Raw genomic sequence first — 14,209 nt, 5'->3', positions numbered from 1 at the left:
GTGACTCACGGTGACACGGCAGGGCTGGACGGTCGCTCAAAGGGCAGCCTCGACGATTTCGATCCAATGGCGCACCGGTGTGCGTCCGGCGCTGCCCAGGTGTGCCTGGCAGCCGATGTTGGCGGTGGCGATGACCTCGGGGTGGCCGCTTTCCAAGGCTGTGAGGCGCTCGTCCCGCAGTTGGCGCGCCAGGATGGGCTGGGTCAGTGAATAGGTCCCTGCCGAGCCGCAACACAGGTGGCCGTCGGAAACCGGCGTCAGGGTGAAGCCCAGGCGGGTCAGCAACTGCTCCACCGCGCCGCCAAGCTTCAGGGCATGCTGGAGTGTGCAGGGGCAATGGAAGGCGAGGCGCTGTTCGGCGCACACGCCCAGGCGCTCGACCGGCTCGGCCTGTATCACTTCCACCAGGTCCCGGGCCAGGGCACTGACCCGGGCCGCCTTGGCGGCGTAGCGTGGGTCGTTTTCCAGCAAGTGGCCGTATTCGCGCACGAACGCCCCGCAGCCGCTGGCCGTCTGCACGATCGCCTCGGCACCGGCTTCGATCGCCGGCCACCAGGCGTCGATGTTGCGGCGGGCACGTGCCAGCCCTTGTGCCTGGGCATTGAGGTGATAATCCACGGCACCGCAGCAACCGGCGTCCCGGGCCGGCTCGACACTGATGCCGAGGCGGTCCAACAGGCGTGCCGCGGCGGCATTGGTGTTGGGTGACAAGGTCGGCTGCACGCAGCCTTCGAGCAGCAATACGCGGCGGGCATGGCGTGGTGCCGGTCGTTCACCGGGGTGGGCCACCTGGCTTGGCAGCTTTGCCTCGACCGTTGCCGGCAGCAAAGGCCGCAGGGCCTGCCCGGCGCGAACGAGCGCTGCGAACAGCGCAGGACGCGGTACCACGGCGCGCAGGCCCTGGCGCAGCAGGCGTTCGCCCAAGGGGCGCGGTACCTGTTGCTCGACCACGGGGCGGCCGATGTCCAGCAGGTCGTGGTACCTCACGCCCGAAGGGCAGGTGGTTTCGCAGTTGCGACAGCTCAGGCAGCGGTCCAGGTGCACCTGCGTGCTGGCGCTGGCCGGCGTGCCTTCGAGCACTTGTTTGATCAGGTAGATGCGCCCGCGTGGCCCGTCCAGCTCGTCGCCCAGCAATTGGTAGGTGGGGCAGGTCGCGGTGCAGAAGCCACAGTGCACGCAACTGCGCAGGATGCGCTCGGCTTCGTCGGCACGGGCCAGGCGCTTGGCGGCATCGCTCAGGTTGGTTTGCATGTTTCGCCTCACAGGTCCGGGTACAGGCGCCCTGGGTTGAAGATCCCCTGGGGGTCGAGTTGGCGCTTGAGGGCGCGGTGGTAGCGCATCAATGCCTGGGGCAAGGGTGACATGCTGTCGTCGCCGGGTGCGTAGGCAGTGGCATGGCCGCCCACCTTGGCGACCTGCTTGCGGATCGACGTCGCAGGGGCTGAAGATTTCAACCAGCGCTGCGCGCCGCCCCAATCGATCAACTGCCGGCCAGGCAGGTCGAGTTCGCCGGTAATGGTCGGCAGCGATAACCGCCACAACGGGGCGGGGTCGTCGAAGAATGGCAGCCGCTGCTCGCGCAGGTCTGTCCAGAACTGGCTCGCAACCGTCTCGCCCCCCAAGCGCTGGCTTGCCGACAGCACCGACCCTTCACCGCCCTCCAGGCGCAGATAGAGTGCCTGGCCGTCGTGGCAGGCGGCACTGATCGGTAGCGGCTGCTGGCCCCATTCGGCCAACTCGGCCAGGGCCTGGCGTACCGTCATCTGCAGGCGCAGGCTCAGGCACTGACGGGGGCGCGGCAGCACTTTCAACGACACCTCGGTCAGCAGGCCCAGGCAACCGAAACTGCCCGCTAGCAGCCGGGACACATCATAGCCAGCGACGTTCTTCATCACCTCGCCACCAAAGCGCAGCAGCTTGCCATGGCCGGTGATCACCCGGGTGCCCAGCACATAGTCCCGTACCGAACCGGCCCAGGGCCGACGTGGGCCTGACAAGCCTGCCGCGACCATCCCGCCCAGGGTAGCCTCGGGGCCCAGGTGAGGGGGCTCGCACGGCAGCATCTGCCCAGCTTCGTGCAGCGCTGCTTCGATCTGACGCAATGGCGTGCCGGCGCGGGCGCTGATCACCAGTTCGGTAGGGTCGTAATGGACGATGCCGCGGTGCCCGCGGGTGTCGAGTATCTCCCCGGCGACCGGGCGGCCGAGCATGGCCTTGCTGTTGCTCCCCTGGATGCGCAACGGAGTGTCCATCGCCAGGGCCTGGTTGACCTGCTCCAGCAGGCTTTCGCTCAGGTCACGATCCTGGTCCATCAGAAGCGCTCCAGGTCGGGGAAGGGCAGTTGCCCGTGATGCACGTGCATCGCACCGAATTCGGCGCAGCGGTGCAGGGTGGGTATGTTCTTGCCCGGGTTGAGCAAGCCGTTGGGGTCGAATGCCGCCTTCACCGCATGGAACAGGGTGATCTCGTCGTCATTGAACTGCACGCACATCTGGTTGATCTTCTCGCGTCCGACACCGTGCTCGCCGGTGATGCTGCCGCCCACCGCCACGCACAGCTCCAGGATCTTGCCACCGAGTGCTTCGGCGCGCTCCAGCTCGCCGGGCAGGTTGGCATCGAACAGGATCAATGGGTGCATGTTGCCGTCGCCGGCATGGAACACGTTGGCCACCCGCAGGCCATGGGCCTCGGACAACGCGGCGATGCCCTCGAGTACCCTGGGCAGTTCTCGGCGGGGGATGGTGCCGTCCATGCAGTAGTAGTCGGGCGAGATACGCCCTACTGCAGGGAAGGCATTCTTGCGCCCGGCCCAGAAGCGTGCGCGTTCGGCCTCGTCGCAGGCCAGGCGCACGTCACGGGCACCGGCCTGGCGCAGCACGGCATCGACCCGTTGGCAATCGTCCTGCACGTCGGCTTCGACGCCGTCCAGTTCGCATAACAGAATGGCCGCGGCTTCCACCGGGTAGCCTGCGTGGATGAAGTCCTCGGCGGCGCGGATCGCCAGGTTGTCCATCATTTCCAGGCCTCCGGGGACGATACCGGCGTCGAGGATGCCGGCCACTGCACGGCCGGCGTCCTCGACCTTGTCGAAGCTGGCCAGCAGTACCCGCGCCACCTGGGGTTTGGGCAACAGCTTGACGGTGACTTCGATGACGATGCCGAGCATGCCCTCGGAACCGGTGAACAGGGCCAGCAGGTCGAAGCCGGGGCTGTCCAGGGCGTCGCTGCCCAGGGTCAGGTGTTCGCCTTCGAGGGTGAGGATATCGATCTTGAGCAGGTTGTGGACGGTCAGGCCGTATTTCAAGCAATGCACGCCACCGGCATTTTCCGCGACGTTGCCGCCGATCGAGCAGGCGATCTGCGACGAGGGGTCTGGCGCGTAGTACAGGCCATGTGGGGCTGCGGCCTGGGAAATGGCCAGGTTGCGCACACCGGGCTGGACCCTGGCGTAGCGGCCTTGCGGGTTGACTTCGAGGATGCGATTGAAGCGCGCCATCACCAGCAGGATGCCTTGCGCCAAAGGCAGGGCGCCGCCGGACAGCCCCGTGCCGGCGCCGCGCGCCACCACGGGGACGCCGCGCCGGTGGCACAGGCGCAGCAGGGCCTGGACCTGTTCGATGCGCTCGGGCAGTACCACCAGCAGCGGGACGGTGCGGTAGGCCGAGAGGCCGTCGCACTCGTAGGGCTTGAGGTCTTCGGTGCGGTGGAGGACCTGAAGGTCCGGTAGGGTGCTGTGCAGTTCGGCCAGCAATTGGGCCTTGTCGACCGTGGGCAACAGGCCATCGAGGCGGTCATCGTAGAGGATGTTCATGTGTCGTTCGCCGAATTGTTCTTGTCATGGCTGTATGGCCCTATCGTCGGTTGCGACCGTACCCCTCACTGCGCCAGGCGCCGGATCATCGCCACCGTCAGGTACAGCCGTGGAGCGATGCTGGCGAGCTCGATGTATTCGTCCTCGGCGTGTAACCCGGCACCGACCACGCCCATGGTCTCCAGCACCGCCGGCTTGGCGCTGCCGGGCACATAGGCATAGCCGGCGTCGGTGCCGAAGCGCATGGCGATGGGCTCGAGGGTGTGGTCGATCTGGCCATACAGCTCCCGGGCCGTTTCGGCCAACTGGCGGGAGCCTTCGTTGCGGGCCAGGGGCGGGCGGCCTTTTTCCAGGGTCACGGTGGCCTGGGTGTCCTCGACCAGGTGGTTTTGCGCGATACGCTTGGCATCGGCCGCCACGCGCTCGGTTTCGCTGAGGTCCGAATAGCGCATGTCCGCCTCCGCGCTCGCCAGGGCCGGGATGATGTTGGCTTTCTCGCCAGCCTTGGCCAGGGTCCAATTCACTGTGGTGCCTTTGCTGGCATCGCCCAGGTCCTTGAGCTGGAGGAGCTGGTGGGCCAGTTCGGTCAAGGCGTTGCGGCCTTGCTCGGGGGCGGAGCCGGCATGCGAGGAGCGCCCTTTCACTTCGAGCTTGAGGCGGTTGATGCCGTTGGTGGCGACGGTCACCGCGTCTTTGTCTGGCGGCTCGTAGGAAAAGACATAGTCATGCTCGCGGGCGAGCTGTGCGATGAGCTGTTTCGAGCCTGCCGAGCCCATTTCCTCGTCCGGGTTGAACAGCACGGTGAGGGTGCGATAGCCCTTGAACTGCTGGTCTTGCAGCAGCTTGAGCGCATGCAGGATCATCGCCACGCCGCCCTTGGCATCGGCGACGCCCGGGCCATAGGCGCGCTCGCCTTCCACCCGGAACGGCCGCTTGGCCACGGTGCCCGGGCCGAACACCGTGTCGTAGTGCACCATCAGCAGAAAATCCTTGCTGCCGTTGCCCTTGAACGTCCCGACGATGTTGTCGCCCACCGACGGCTTGGCCGGGCTGGTGTGCACCTGGGCACCCAGGGCCTTCAGGCGCTTGGCCAGTTCGGCGCCGAGCTGGGCCAGGCCAGCTTGCGTACCGGTACCGGTATCGACCGACACCAGGGTCTTGAGAGTGGCGAGGTAGGCCGGTTGCTCGGCCTGGGCCTGCGTGAGCAGGTCCTGGGGGGAGGATTCGGCGGCGAGCGCCGGGGAGCAGGCGATGCACAGCGCCAGGGCCATGGCATAGGGCGGGCGTGACAAAAACATGGGCTTGGGCCTCTTTCCTTGTGGTCAAGAGGTACAGCCTAGACCACTGCGCGCGGTGCCGGCCCGCAGGCAGGCACCGGCGCAGTCGGTGTTACAGGTCGAGCACCAGGCGGGCGCTGCGGGCGCGGGACACGCACAGCATCATGGTTTGCTGCGAGGCTTTTTCCTCATCGCTCAGATACTGGTCGAAATGCTCGGCCTCGCCTTCGAGAATGGCCGTCTCGCAGGTGCCGCACACGCCTTCGCGGCACAGGCATTCGACCTTGGCAGCCTTGGACTTCTCGATGGCCTGAAGGATGGTCATGCCTTCCTCGACCTGGAGTTCCGTGCCGGACTTGGCCAGTACCACGGTGAACGCGGCACCGGCGGCAGGTGCTGCAGCGGCGAACTGTTCCCAGTGTACGCGCGATTCGTGGATGCCTGCGGCGGCCGCAGTGGCGATCACCGCATCGATCAGTGGCTTGGGCCCGCACACGTACAGGTGCGCATCACCGACCAGGCCCGCGCACAGGCCGCCCAGGTCCAGCTTGCGGTCCAGGCTGTCGATGTAGAAACGGGTGCTTGGCGCATGGGGGCCGTTTTCCAGGTCAGCCTGGAAGGCGCCATGTTCCGGCGCGCGGAAGGCGTAGTGCAGTTCGTAGGGGGTATCGCTGCCTTCGAGTTCATGCAACTGCGCCAGGAACGGGGTGATGCCGATGCCGCCGGCGATCAGCACATGGCGGCCAGCCGACGGGTCGAGGGCGAACAGGTTGTTGGGGGTGGAGATCGTCAGTTCGCTGCCCACCTCGACTTGGTTGTGCATGAACGCCGAGCCGCCCTTGGACTGCTCTTCCAGGCGCACGCCGATCTGGTAGCGGGAGAGGTCGCGCGGGTCGCTCATCAGCGAATAGGCGTTGCTGAACTGGTTGCCGCAGGCCGACTGCATCTGCACGATGACGTGGCTGCCGCCGGTGAAGGCGGGCAGGGCGGCGCCGTCTTCGCGGGCCAGGGTGAAGCGCTTGATCAGCGGCGTGGCCTGTTCCACGTCGGTGACTCGCACCTTGAACATTTCGTATTGCTTGGCCATGGTTCACCTCGACTTACAGCACACGCGGCAGGCCCTGCCGCGTGGCACGGATAGTGGCCCGCTCAGACGGCGAGGCACAGGTACTTGATTTCCAGATAGTCCTCGATGCCGTACTTGGAGCCTTCGCGGCCCAGGCCCGATTGCTTGACGCCACCGAAGGGTGCGACCTCGTTGGAGATCAGCCCGGTGTTGATGCCGACCATGCCGTACTCCAGGCGCTCGGCCACGCGGAACACCCGGGCCAGGTCGCGGCTGTAGAAGTACGCCGCCAGGCCATATTGGGTGGCGTTGGCCAGCGCGATCACTTCATCGTCGGTGGTGAAGCGCACCAGCGCGGCCACCGGGCCGAAGATCTCTTCCTGCAGCAGCTCCATGCCGGGGGCGATGTCGGCCAGCACGGTCGGCTCGAAGAACTGCCCGCCCAGTGCGTGGGCCTTGCCACCGAGCAGCACGCTGGCGCCTTGACCGGTGGCATCGTCGATCAGGCTGCGCACCTTGGCCACGGCCTTGTCGCTGATCAGCGGGCCGATCTGCGTGCCTTCGGCATTGCCATGGCCGACCGCCAGGGCGCGCACGCGCTCGACGAAGCGCTGGGCGAAACGCTCGTAGACGCTGTCGTGCACATAGAAACGGTTGACGCACACGCAGGTCTGCCCGGCGTTGCGGTACTTGGCGATCAGCGCGCCGTCGACCGCAGCGTCGATGTCGGCGTCATCGAAGACGATGAACGGCGCATTGCCGCCCAGCTCCAGGCTGACCTTCTTGATGGTTTCTGCGCATTGGCCCATGAGCAGGCGGCCCACCGGGGTGGAGCCGGTGAAGCTGAGCTTGCGCACTCTCGGGTGGCCGGTGAATTGCGCGCCGATGGCCGGGGCATCGCCGGTGACCACGCTGAACACGCCGGCTGGAATGCCGGCGCGCTCGGCCAGCTCGACCAGGGCCAGGGCACTGAACGGGGTTTCGTTGGCCGGCTTGACCACGATGGTGCATCCAGCGGCCAGGGCCGGGGCGACCTTGCGGGTGATCATCGCCGCCGGGAAATTCCATGGGGTGATCGCGGTGCACACGCCGATGCCTTGCTTGATCACCAGCAGGCGTTTGTCATTGGCAGGGCTTGGGATCACATCGCCGTAGACGCGCTTGCCTTCTTCGGCGAACCACTCGACGAAGGAGGCGGCGTAGCGGATCTCGCCCAGGGCCTCATGCAACGGCTTGCCCTGTTCGCGGGTCATCAGCAGGGCGAGGTCCTGCTCGTGCTCGAGCAGCAATTCGAACCAACGGCGCAGGATATTCGCCCGCTCCTTGGCCGTACGGCCACGCCAGTCGGCCAGGGCCGCCTCGGCCGCTTCGATGGCGCGCACGGCTTCGGCGGCGCCCATCAGCGGTACATGGCCGAGCAGCTCGCCGCTGGCCGGGTCGTTGACCGCCAGGGTCTGCTGGCCGTCGGCATCGCACCAGCGCCCGGCGATATAGGCCTGCTGGCGGAACAGCTTGTTGTCTTGAAGTTTCACGCAAGGCTCTCCGAAGGCCGCCGACCGTTGGGCCGGCGGCCGGGTGCATCAGTCCAGATGGGCGACGGCGATCAGGTTGTGGAAGTGGGCGATACCGTGTTCGCTCACACCGCTGCGCTGCTGGTCGACCATGATCCGGCCCTGGCCGCGGTAGCCGCGGGACTTGAGGCCTTTCTGAACGCTTTCCACCAGGCGCAGGTCTTCCGGGCGGAAGACGTCGCGGTACCAGTCGATCAGCTTGAGCTGCTCTTCGGTGAGGTCCTTGTTCAGGAAGTAGATGTCATAGTGTTGCAGGGTGGTTTCGGCATCGACCGGGAATTCATAGATCACGGTCATGAAGTTCGCTCCTGGCGGCACGTTGAACATGGTGCACGGCCAAGCCCAGAAGCCGGCGAAGGACGGGTCCTTGACCGACTCGTCGAACTTGAACGACTGCTCCGAAGGCTTGGCCAGGCCGTACTGCAGGGTCCAGTTGCCATGCAGGCTGTGGTTGTACTGGCCGACGTCCACCGAGTCGGAGAAGCCTGGGTGGGCCGGGGCGCAGTGGTAGCACTCCAGGTAGTTGTCGACGATCGACTTCCAGTTGGCCGGGGTGTCGCTGACGAAGCGCGCGGCCAGGTGCAGGTCGTCGATCACGGCGCAGGCTTCGCGCATGCGCTTCTGCAGGCCTGGCAGCTGGTCTTCGACGCTGCCGGCATCCATGTCCATGTTGATGAAGATGAAGCCTGCGTACTCTTCGACGCGCAGCTGCACCAGGGTGGAGTTCTCCTTGTCGAAGTTGGCGACGTTCTCGCAGTTGCGGGCGTGCGCCAGCTCGCCGTCGAGCTTGAAGGTCCAGGCGTGGTATGGGCAGGTGATCACGTTCTTGGCCTTGCCGCTGCCTTCGAGCAGTTGGTGGCCACGGTGCGGGCAGACGTTGTAGAAGGCGCGCAGCACGTCGTCGCGACCCCGCACGACGATGATGCTTTCACCGATCACCTCACGGGTAATGTAGGCGTTCTTTTCAGCGACTTCGCTGCGGTGACCGACGCAGATCCAGCTCTTGGCGAAGATCGCTTCCTTCTCGTGCTCGAACACCGCGGCCTGGGTGTAGAAATTGGCCGGAAGGGTGAAGGCTACTTCAGGGTTGGCGCAGAAATCGACGGGCAGGCGTTTGAAATCGTTCATGACTCTATCTCGGTTTTACTTATTGGTTAACGCGTATCTGTTGGTTAACAGATTGGGCAAAAAAATTTGGGTCTTGCAGGCTGCTTTTTTGAGCGGCCTTGTGTCGCGAAAGGACCGCGCAGCGGTCCCCGGCGGCGTCCTGCCTGCGCTGGCCCTATCGCGGGACAAGCCCGTTCCCACAGGGTCAGCGCAGTTTCAACTCAGTGCACGGCAGCCGCGCTGCGTGGTGTTTGCTCGTCCGGCTCCTCGCCAGCCAGGCGCGCGGCCTCTTCCTCGATCCGGTAGGCCGGAACCTGGCCGTAGTCGGCGGCCAGCCACTTGAAGAAGCCGTAGATCTTCACCAGCAGGATCAACATGAAGGGAATGGCGGTGAGCACCACGGCGGTCTTCATGGTCGACAACGATGCCTTGGCGAACAGCATGGCCAGCGGCACCAGGGTCAGCACGATGCACCAGAACAGGCGCAGGGTCGGGCTCGGGTCCTCGCCTTCGCGCAGATTGCGGGTGCTGGTAGCCGCCACGGCATAGGCCGCCGCGTCCATGTGCGAGGCGCAGAACACCGCCATGATGAATAGGTACACCGCCAGGAACAGCGTGCCCCATGGCAAGGCCAGCAACAGGTCGGTCACCGCCGCTTCGCCACCGACGGTGCTGAGCAACTTCGGTACATCGATCTGGCCGTTGATGAATTGGTGCATGCTGTAGCTTTCCAGGGCGCCGAAGAAGAACCAGCACCCGAAGCTGCCACCCATCAGCAAGGCGAACACCACTTCCTTGATCTGCCGGCCGCGCGACACCCGGGCGACGAACATGGCCACGCCCGGTGCATAGGACACCCACCACAGCCAGTAGAACACGGTCCAGTTACGGGTGAAGGCACCATCGCCGGCAGGGTCGGTGAACAGGCTCATGTGCACGTATTGCTGGATCATCAGGCCAATGGCATTGGCGGTGTTGTTGACGGTGAACTGGGTCGGGCCGACCAGCAGCACCACCACGGCGAACAGCAGGGCGCCCACGCAGACCATCTTCGACAGGCGTTGCAGGCCGCCGTCGATGCCGATGTAGGAGCTGAGCGAGAACAGCAGCGCCACCGCACCGATCACCATCAGTTGCACGGTGAAGGTGTTGGGGGTGCCGGCGAGGTCCAACAGGCCGCGGGTCAGGGTAGAGGCGGTCAGGGCCAGGGAAACGGTCAGCGCGCCCATCATGGTCAACAGGAAGATCAGGTCCACGGTGCGGCCGATGGGGCCGGTGGCCTTGAAGCCGGTGACTGCCTCGATGATCGAGGCCAGGTTCAGGCCGCTCTTCTTGCGTACATGGAAGTGGTAGGCCATGGCCAGGGATGCCAGGGCATAGATCGACCAGGCGCTGATGCCCCAATGGAAGAAGGAGTAGCTGACGCTGTATTCCAGCGCCTGGGCCGACATCGGCGCGATGTTCAGGCCGGGCGTCTGGTAGTAGTAGGCCCATTCCATGACGCCCCAGTACAGGGTCGAGGAGCCCATGCCGGCGCAGATGAACATGAACACCCAGGTCGCGGTGGAATATTCGGGCTTGCCGGCGCCCAGGCGGATATTGCCGTACTTGCTGAACGCCAGGTACAGCACGGCCAGGGAGCTGCCGAAGACCAGCACCTGGACGCTGGTGCCGAAGGTACGGGTGGACAGTTCGAACAACTGGTTGGCCATGCTTTCCGATTGCACGGGGAAGGCAGCAAGGCCGATGACGGTGAGCAGTACGGCGATCAGGCTCACAGTGATCAGGAATACATCAATCTTTTTATTCTTGTGGGACATCAATTGTCTCCTGGAGCGTTTGGAATGCTAAGCGCTTGGGAAGTCCTTGTCAGGTATAGCTTTTTTCCTCATCTGTTAACCGAAAGTTAACTCATATCTTTTGGTTAACGAAGTGTGCATCGAATTATCACGAACTGCAAGCCGACTGTCTGACAATCCTGACAGTCGGCCCAGGTTTATCGATTAAGCGCCCAGCAGTTCGGCGATGGCCTGACCTACTTCCTGGGTCGAACGGCTGCCGCCCATGTCGCGGGTGGTGTCGCCGTTGGCGATGACTGTCTCGATGGCCTTGAGGATGTCGTCGTGGGCGGCCTGGTAGCGGGTGTCGTCGCCGTCCTTGCCGAGGAACTCGAGCATCAGTGCGCCGGACCAGATCATGGCGATCGGGTTGGCGATGTTCTTGCCGTAGATGTCCGGTGCCGAACCATGGACCGGTTCGAACAGCGACGGGAACTTGCGCTCGGGGTTGAGGTTGGCCGACGGCGCGATGCCGATGGTGCCGGCGCAGGCTGGGCCCAGGTCGGAGAGGATGTCGCCGAACAGGTTGGAGGCGACCACCACATCGAAGCGCTCCGGTTGCAGCACGAAGCGGGCGCAGAGGATGTCGATGTGCTGCTTGTCCCAGCTGATCTCTGGGTAGTGTGCGGCCATCGCGGCGGTGCGTTCGTCCCAGTAAGGCATGCTCACGGCCATGCCGTTGGACTTGGTCGCCGAGGTCACGTGCTTGCGTTCGCGGGTCTGGGCCACGTCGAAGGCGTACTTGAGGATGCGGTCGACGCCGCGGCGGGTGAACACCGACTCCTGCAGCACGAACTCGTTCTCGGTGTTCTCGAACATGCGACCGCCCAGGGACGAGTACTCGCCCTCGGTGTTTTCGCGGATCACCACGAAGTCGATGTCGCCAGGGGCCTTGTTTGCCAGCGGGCAGGGTACGCCAGGGAACAGGCGCACCGGGCGGATGTTCACGTACTGGTCGAAGTCGCGGCGGAACTTGAGCAGCGAGCCCCACAGGGAGATATGGTCAGGCACCTTGTCCGGCCAGCCGACGGCGCCGAAGTACAGGGCGTCGAAGCCCTTGAGCTGCTCGAACCAGTCGTCGGGCATCATCTTGCCGTGGGCCAGGTAGTAGTCGCAGCTGGCCCACTCGAAGTATTCGATCTCAAGGTTCAGGCCGTGCTTGCGCGCGGCCGCTTCGACCACGCGGATGCCTTCGGGGAGGACTTCGTTGCCGATGCCGTCTCCGGGGATGGCGGCGATTTTGAAGGTCTTGCTCATGGGGGCGCACTCGCTGTTCTGGGTAACGGATGCCGGCCATGCTATAAGGACGCGTTCCGGAGATAATCCGGCGATCCATCAATTCTTGGTGCACGAATCGTGAATAATCTGCCGAACCTGGACGACCTCGATATCTTTCTGCAGGTGGCGCGCCGCGCCAGCTTCGCCGCGGTGGCGGATGAGCGGGGGATGTCTGCGGCCTTCGTCAGCAAGCGCATCCGCCTGCTCGAGGAAAACCTCGGCGTACGCCTGCTGCACCGCACCACCCGACGGGTGACGGTGAGCGAGGAGGGCGAGCGGGTGTACCAATGGGCGCAGCAGATCTTCGAAGCCCTGCAGCGTATGGACGACGATCTCAATGCCGGCCAGCGCGAACCTGCCGGGCAACTGCGTATCGCCAGCAGCCTGGGCCTGGGCCGGCGCTTCGTGGCGCCAGCGTTGTCGGAGTTGGCGGCGCGCTACCCGAAGCTGGACATCCGCCTGGATGTGCACGACCGCCTGGTGGACCTGATCGCCGAAGGGGTGGATCTGGACATCCGGGTCGGCAACGTCATCGCCCCGAACCTGATCGCCAAGCCCCTGGCACGCAATCGCCGGGTGCTGTGCGCGGCCCCTCGGTATCTGGCACGGCGCGGTACGCCGAAAAGCCTGGCGGACCTGGCCAGCCATGATTGCCTGGTGATCAAGGAACGTGACCACCCCTTCGGCGTGTGGCACTTGGAGGGCCCCGATGGCGAAGAGAGCGTGCGGGTGACCGGCGCGTTGTCGAGCAACCATGGCGAGGTGGCGCACCAGTGGTGCCTGGATGGGTGGGGCATCCTGCTGCGTTCATGGTGGGACGTGCACGACAGCATCGCCGACGGGCGCTTGGTGCAGGTGCTGGAGGATTACCAGCAGGCCGCGGATATCTGGGCGGTGTACACCGCGCCCCTGGCCGGCTCCGCCAAGGTGCGGGTGGCGGTGGAGTTCTTCCGGCAATACTTTGCCGAACGGTATCGGTTGCCTGGGTGAGTCCCGGCGTTCGGCGTTGTCCTGTTCGCGGGTAAACCCGCTCCCACAGGGTTGTCGAAGATCCTTGGGGGAGCGGGTTTACCCGCGAAAGGCCAGTGCTGCCTTGTTTGGGTCAATGCGCTCCGGCGGCCTTGCTCAGGTCGCTTTCGGCCCACTCGGTGTAGGTGCAGGCATCGGCCACCGCCCAACGCACCTTCACGCTATCGCCAGGCTGCATCGCCATTCCCGCCGCCGACAGGGCCTTTACGGTCATTTCCGTGCCTCCTGCGGTCACCACATGGCAGGTCTGGCTTTCGCCGAGGAACAGAACCTCCGCCACCTTGGCCGAGACCTCGTTCCAACCCGCCGGCAATACCTCGCGCGTCGCCTGGTCGGCCGTCAGGGCCAGGGCCTTTTCCGGGCGCACCATGATCAGCGCATCCTGGCCGACCGTCAGCCCGGCGGTCAGGCGGATCGCCAACGACTGCCCCTCGAAGCTGGCCGCGCCGTTACTGGTGGCCTTGACCCGAAGGAAGTTGGAATTGCCCAGGAACGAGGCGACGAAGGCATTCGGTGGGTTCTGGTACAGATCGAAGCCGCTGCCCAGGCCGACGATCTTGCCGTGGCTGAAGATCGCGATGCGTTGGGACAGGCGCATGGCTTCTTCCTGGTCGTGGGTCACGTAGACGATGGTGATGCCCAGGCGCCGGTGCAGCTGGCGCAGCTCGTCCTGCAGGTCTTCACGCAGCTTCTTGTCCAGGGCGCCGAGGGGTTCGTCCATCAGCAGGATGCGTGGCTCGTACACCAGCGCCCGGGCAATGGCCACACGCTGCTGCTGGCCACCAGAAAGCTGCGCAGGGCGGCGATGGGCGAACTGCTCGAGCTGCACCAGCTTGAGCATGGCATCGACCCGCTTGGCGGTCTCGGCGGCATTGTGTTTGCGGATCGCCAGGGGGAAGGCGATGTTGTCGCGCACCGACAGGTGCGGGAACAGCGAGTAGCGCTGGAACACCATGCCGATGTCGCGTTTGTGCGGCGGTACCTTCACCAGCGACTGGCCGTCGACCAGGATCTCGCCGCTGCTGGGTGTCTCGAAGCCGGCCAGCATCGACAAGGTGGTGGACTTGCCCGAGCCGCTGGAGCCGAGGAAGGTCAGGAACTCGCCGTCCTGGACGTCCAGGCTGATGTTGTCCACGGCGGCGAAGTCACCGTAGTGCTTGTTCAGGTTGCGCAGGCTGACCAGGGTCTTGGCGGGCGCGGCATCTTTGATCACTGCACTCATTGTTATTGTC

The 14,209-nt window shown here is 65.1% G+C and carries 11 protein-coding genes; 1 reads left to right on the top strand and 10 read right to left on the bottom strand.

The window, feature by feature from the left end; genetic code table 11:
* Positions 1 to 36: 36 nt before the first annotated feature.
* From glcF to K8374_RS14265, 9 genes are all read right to left on the bottom strand, one after another.
* Complete coding sequence (glcF, locus tag K8374_RS14305; protein WP_224456106.1) at positions 37 to 1,251, bottom strand: glycolate oxidase subunit GlcF; 1,215 nt, start codon at positions 1,249 to 1,251, stop codon at positions 37 to 39.
* Between the two features lie 8 nt (positions 1,252 to 1,259).
* Entirely contained in the window at positions 1,260 to 2,312 is a 1,053-nt protein-coding gene (gene glcE / locus K8374_RS14300; RefSeq protein WP_224456105.1) for a glycolate oxidase subunit GlcE, read from the bottom strand.
* Positions 2,312 to 3,811 (bottom strand): glycolate oxidase subunit GlcD, encoded by a 1,500-nt coding sequence (glcD, locus tag K8374_RS14295; RefSeq protein ID WP_224456104.1) that lies wholly within the window; start codon positions 3,809 to 3,811, stop codon positions 2,312 to 2,314. Before glcD ends, glcE begins: the two co-directional genes overlap by 1 nt.
* A gap of 65 nt (positions 3,812 to 3,876) precedes the next feature.
* A complete protein-coding gene (locus K8374_RS14290; RefSeq protein WP_224456103.1) occupies positions 3,877 to 5,109 on the bottom strand; it encodes a M20/M25/M40 family metallo-hydrolase in 1,233 nt (410 codons plus the stop codon).
* Between the two features lie 91 nt (positions 5,110 to 5,200).
* A complete protein-coding gene (locus tag K8374_RS14285) occupies positions 5,201 to 6,175 on the bottom strand; it encodes a PDR/VanB family oxidoreductase (protein WP_224456102.1) in 975 nt (324 codons plus the stop codon).
* 62 nt (positions 6,176 to 6,237) lie between these two features.
* Entirely contained in the window at positions 6,238 to 7,686 is a 1,449-nt protein-coding gene (locus tag K8374_RS14280; protein ID WP_224456101.1) for an NAD-dependent succinate-semialdehyde dehydrogenase, read from the bottom strand.
* 48 nt (positions 7,687 to 7,734) lie between these two features.
* The gene (locus K8374_RS14275) at positions 7,735 to 8,853 is read right to left on the bottom strand and encodes an aromatic ring-hydroxylating oxygenase subunit alpha (protein WP_224456100.1); all 1,119 of its coding nucleotides are present in this window, start codon (positions 8,851 to 8,853) and stop codon (positions 7,735 to 7,737) included.
* A gap of 200 nt (positions 8,854 to 9,053) precedes the next feature.
* The gene (locus tag K8374_RS14270; RefSeq protein ID WP_318010850.1) at positions 9,054 to 10,652 is read right to left on the bottom strand and encodes a BCCT family transporter; all 1,599 of its coding nucleotides are present in this window, start codon (positions 10,650 to 10,652) and stop codon (positions 9,054 to 9,056) included.
* A gap of 183 nt (positions 10,653 to 10,835) precedes the next feature.
* Complete coding sequence (locus tag K8374_RS14265) at positions 10,836 to 11,927, bottom strand: tartrate dehydrogenase (protein ID WP_224456098.1); 1,092 nt, start codon at positions 11,925 to 11,927, stop codon at positions 10,836 to 10,838.
* A 99-nt stretch (positions 11,928 to 12,026) separates the two neighbouring features.
* Here K8374_RS14265 and K8374_RS14260 point away from each other — a divergent pair, with 99 nt between their 5' ends.
* Positions 12,027 to 12,938: a LysR family transcriptional regulator gene (locus tag K8374_RS14260; RefSeq protein ID WP_224456097.1), complete on the top strand. Its 912-nt coding sequence runs from the start codon at positions 12,027 to 12,029 to the stop codon at positions 12,936 to 12,938.
* Between the two features lie 112 nt (positions 12,939 to 13,050).
* Here K8374_RS14260 and K8374_RS14255 read toward each other — a convergent pair whose 3' ends face one another.
* Positions 13,051 to 14,199 (bottom strand): ABC transporter ATP-binding protein, encoded by a 1,149-nt coding sequence (locus tag K8374_RS14255; RefSeq protein WP_224456096.1) that lies wholly within the window; start codon positions 14,197 to 14,199, stop codon positions 13,051 to 13,053.
* Between the last annotated feature and the right edge of the window lie 10 nt (positions 14,200 to 14,209).

Origin of the sequence: Pseudomonas sp. p1(2021b), assembly GCF_020151015.1 — a bacterium.
Classification (GTDB): Bacteria; Pseudomonadota; Gammaproteobacteria; order Pseudomonadales; family Pseudomonadaceae; genus Aquipseudomonas; species Aquipseudomonas putida_K.
Note: the sequence above shows the minus strand (reverse complement) of the source record. Positions and strands in the feature narration are given on the sequence as shown.

Excerpts from the sequence above, each read along its gene's own strand:
- glcF (WP_224456106.1), bottom strand. The coding sequence starts at position 1,251 with ATGCAAACCAACCTGAGCGATGCCGCCAAGCGCCTGGCCCGTGCCGAC.
- glcE (WP_224456105.1), bottom strand. The coding sequence starts at position 2,312 with ATGGACCAGGATCGTGACCTGAGCGAAAGCCTGCTGGAGCAGGTCAAC.
- glcD (WP_224456104.1), bottom strand. The coding sequence starts at position 3,811 with ATGAACATCCTCTACGATGACCGCCTCGATGGCCTGTTGCCCACGGTC.
- K8374_RS14290 (WP_224456103.1), bottom strand. The coding sequence starts at position 5,109 with ATGTTTTTGTCACGCCCGCCCTATGCCATGGCCCTGGCGCTGTGCATC.
- K8374_RS14285 (WP_224456102.1), bottom strand. The coding sequence starts at position 6,175 with ATGGCCAAGCAATACGAAATGTTCAAGGTGCGAGTCACCGACGTGGAA.
- K8374_RS14275 (WP_224456100.1), bottom strand. The coding sequence starts at position 8,853 with ATGAACGATTTCAAACGCCTGCCCGTCGATTTCTGCGCCAACCCTGAA.
- K8374_RS14270 (WP_318010850.1), bottom strand. The coding sequence starts at position 10,652 with ATGTCCCACAAGAATAAAAAGATTGATGTATTCCTGATCACTGTGAGC.
- K8374_RS14265 (WP_224456098.1), bottom strand. The coding sequence starts at position 11,927 with ATGAGCAAGACCTTCAAAATCGCCGCCATCCCCGGAGACGGCATCGGC.
- K8374_RS14255 (WP_224456096.1), bottom strand. The coding sequence starts at position 14,199 with ATGAGTGCAGTGATCAAAGATGCCGCGCCCGCCAAGACCCTGGTCAGC.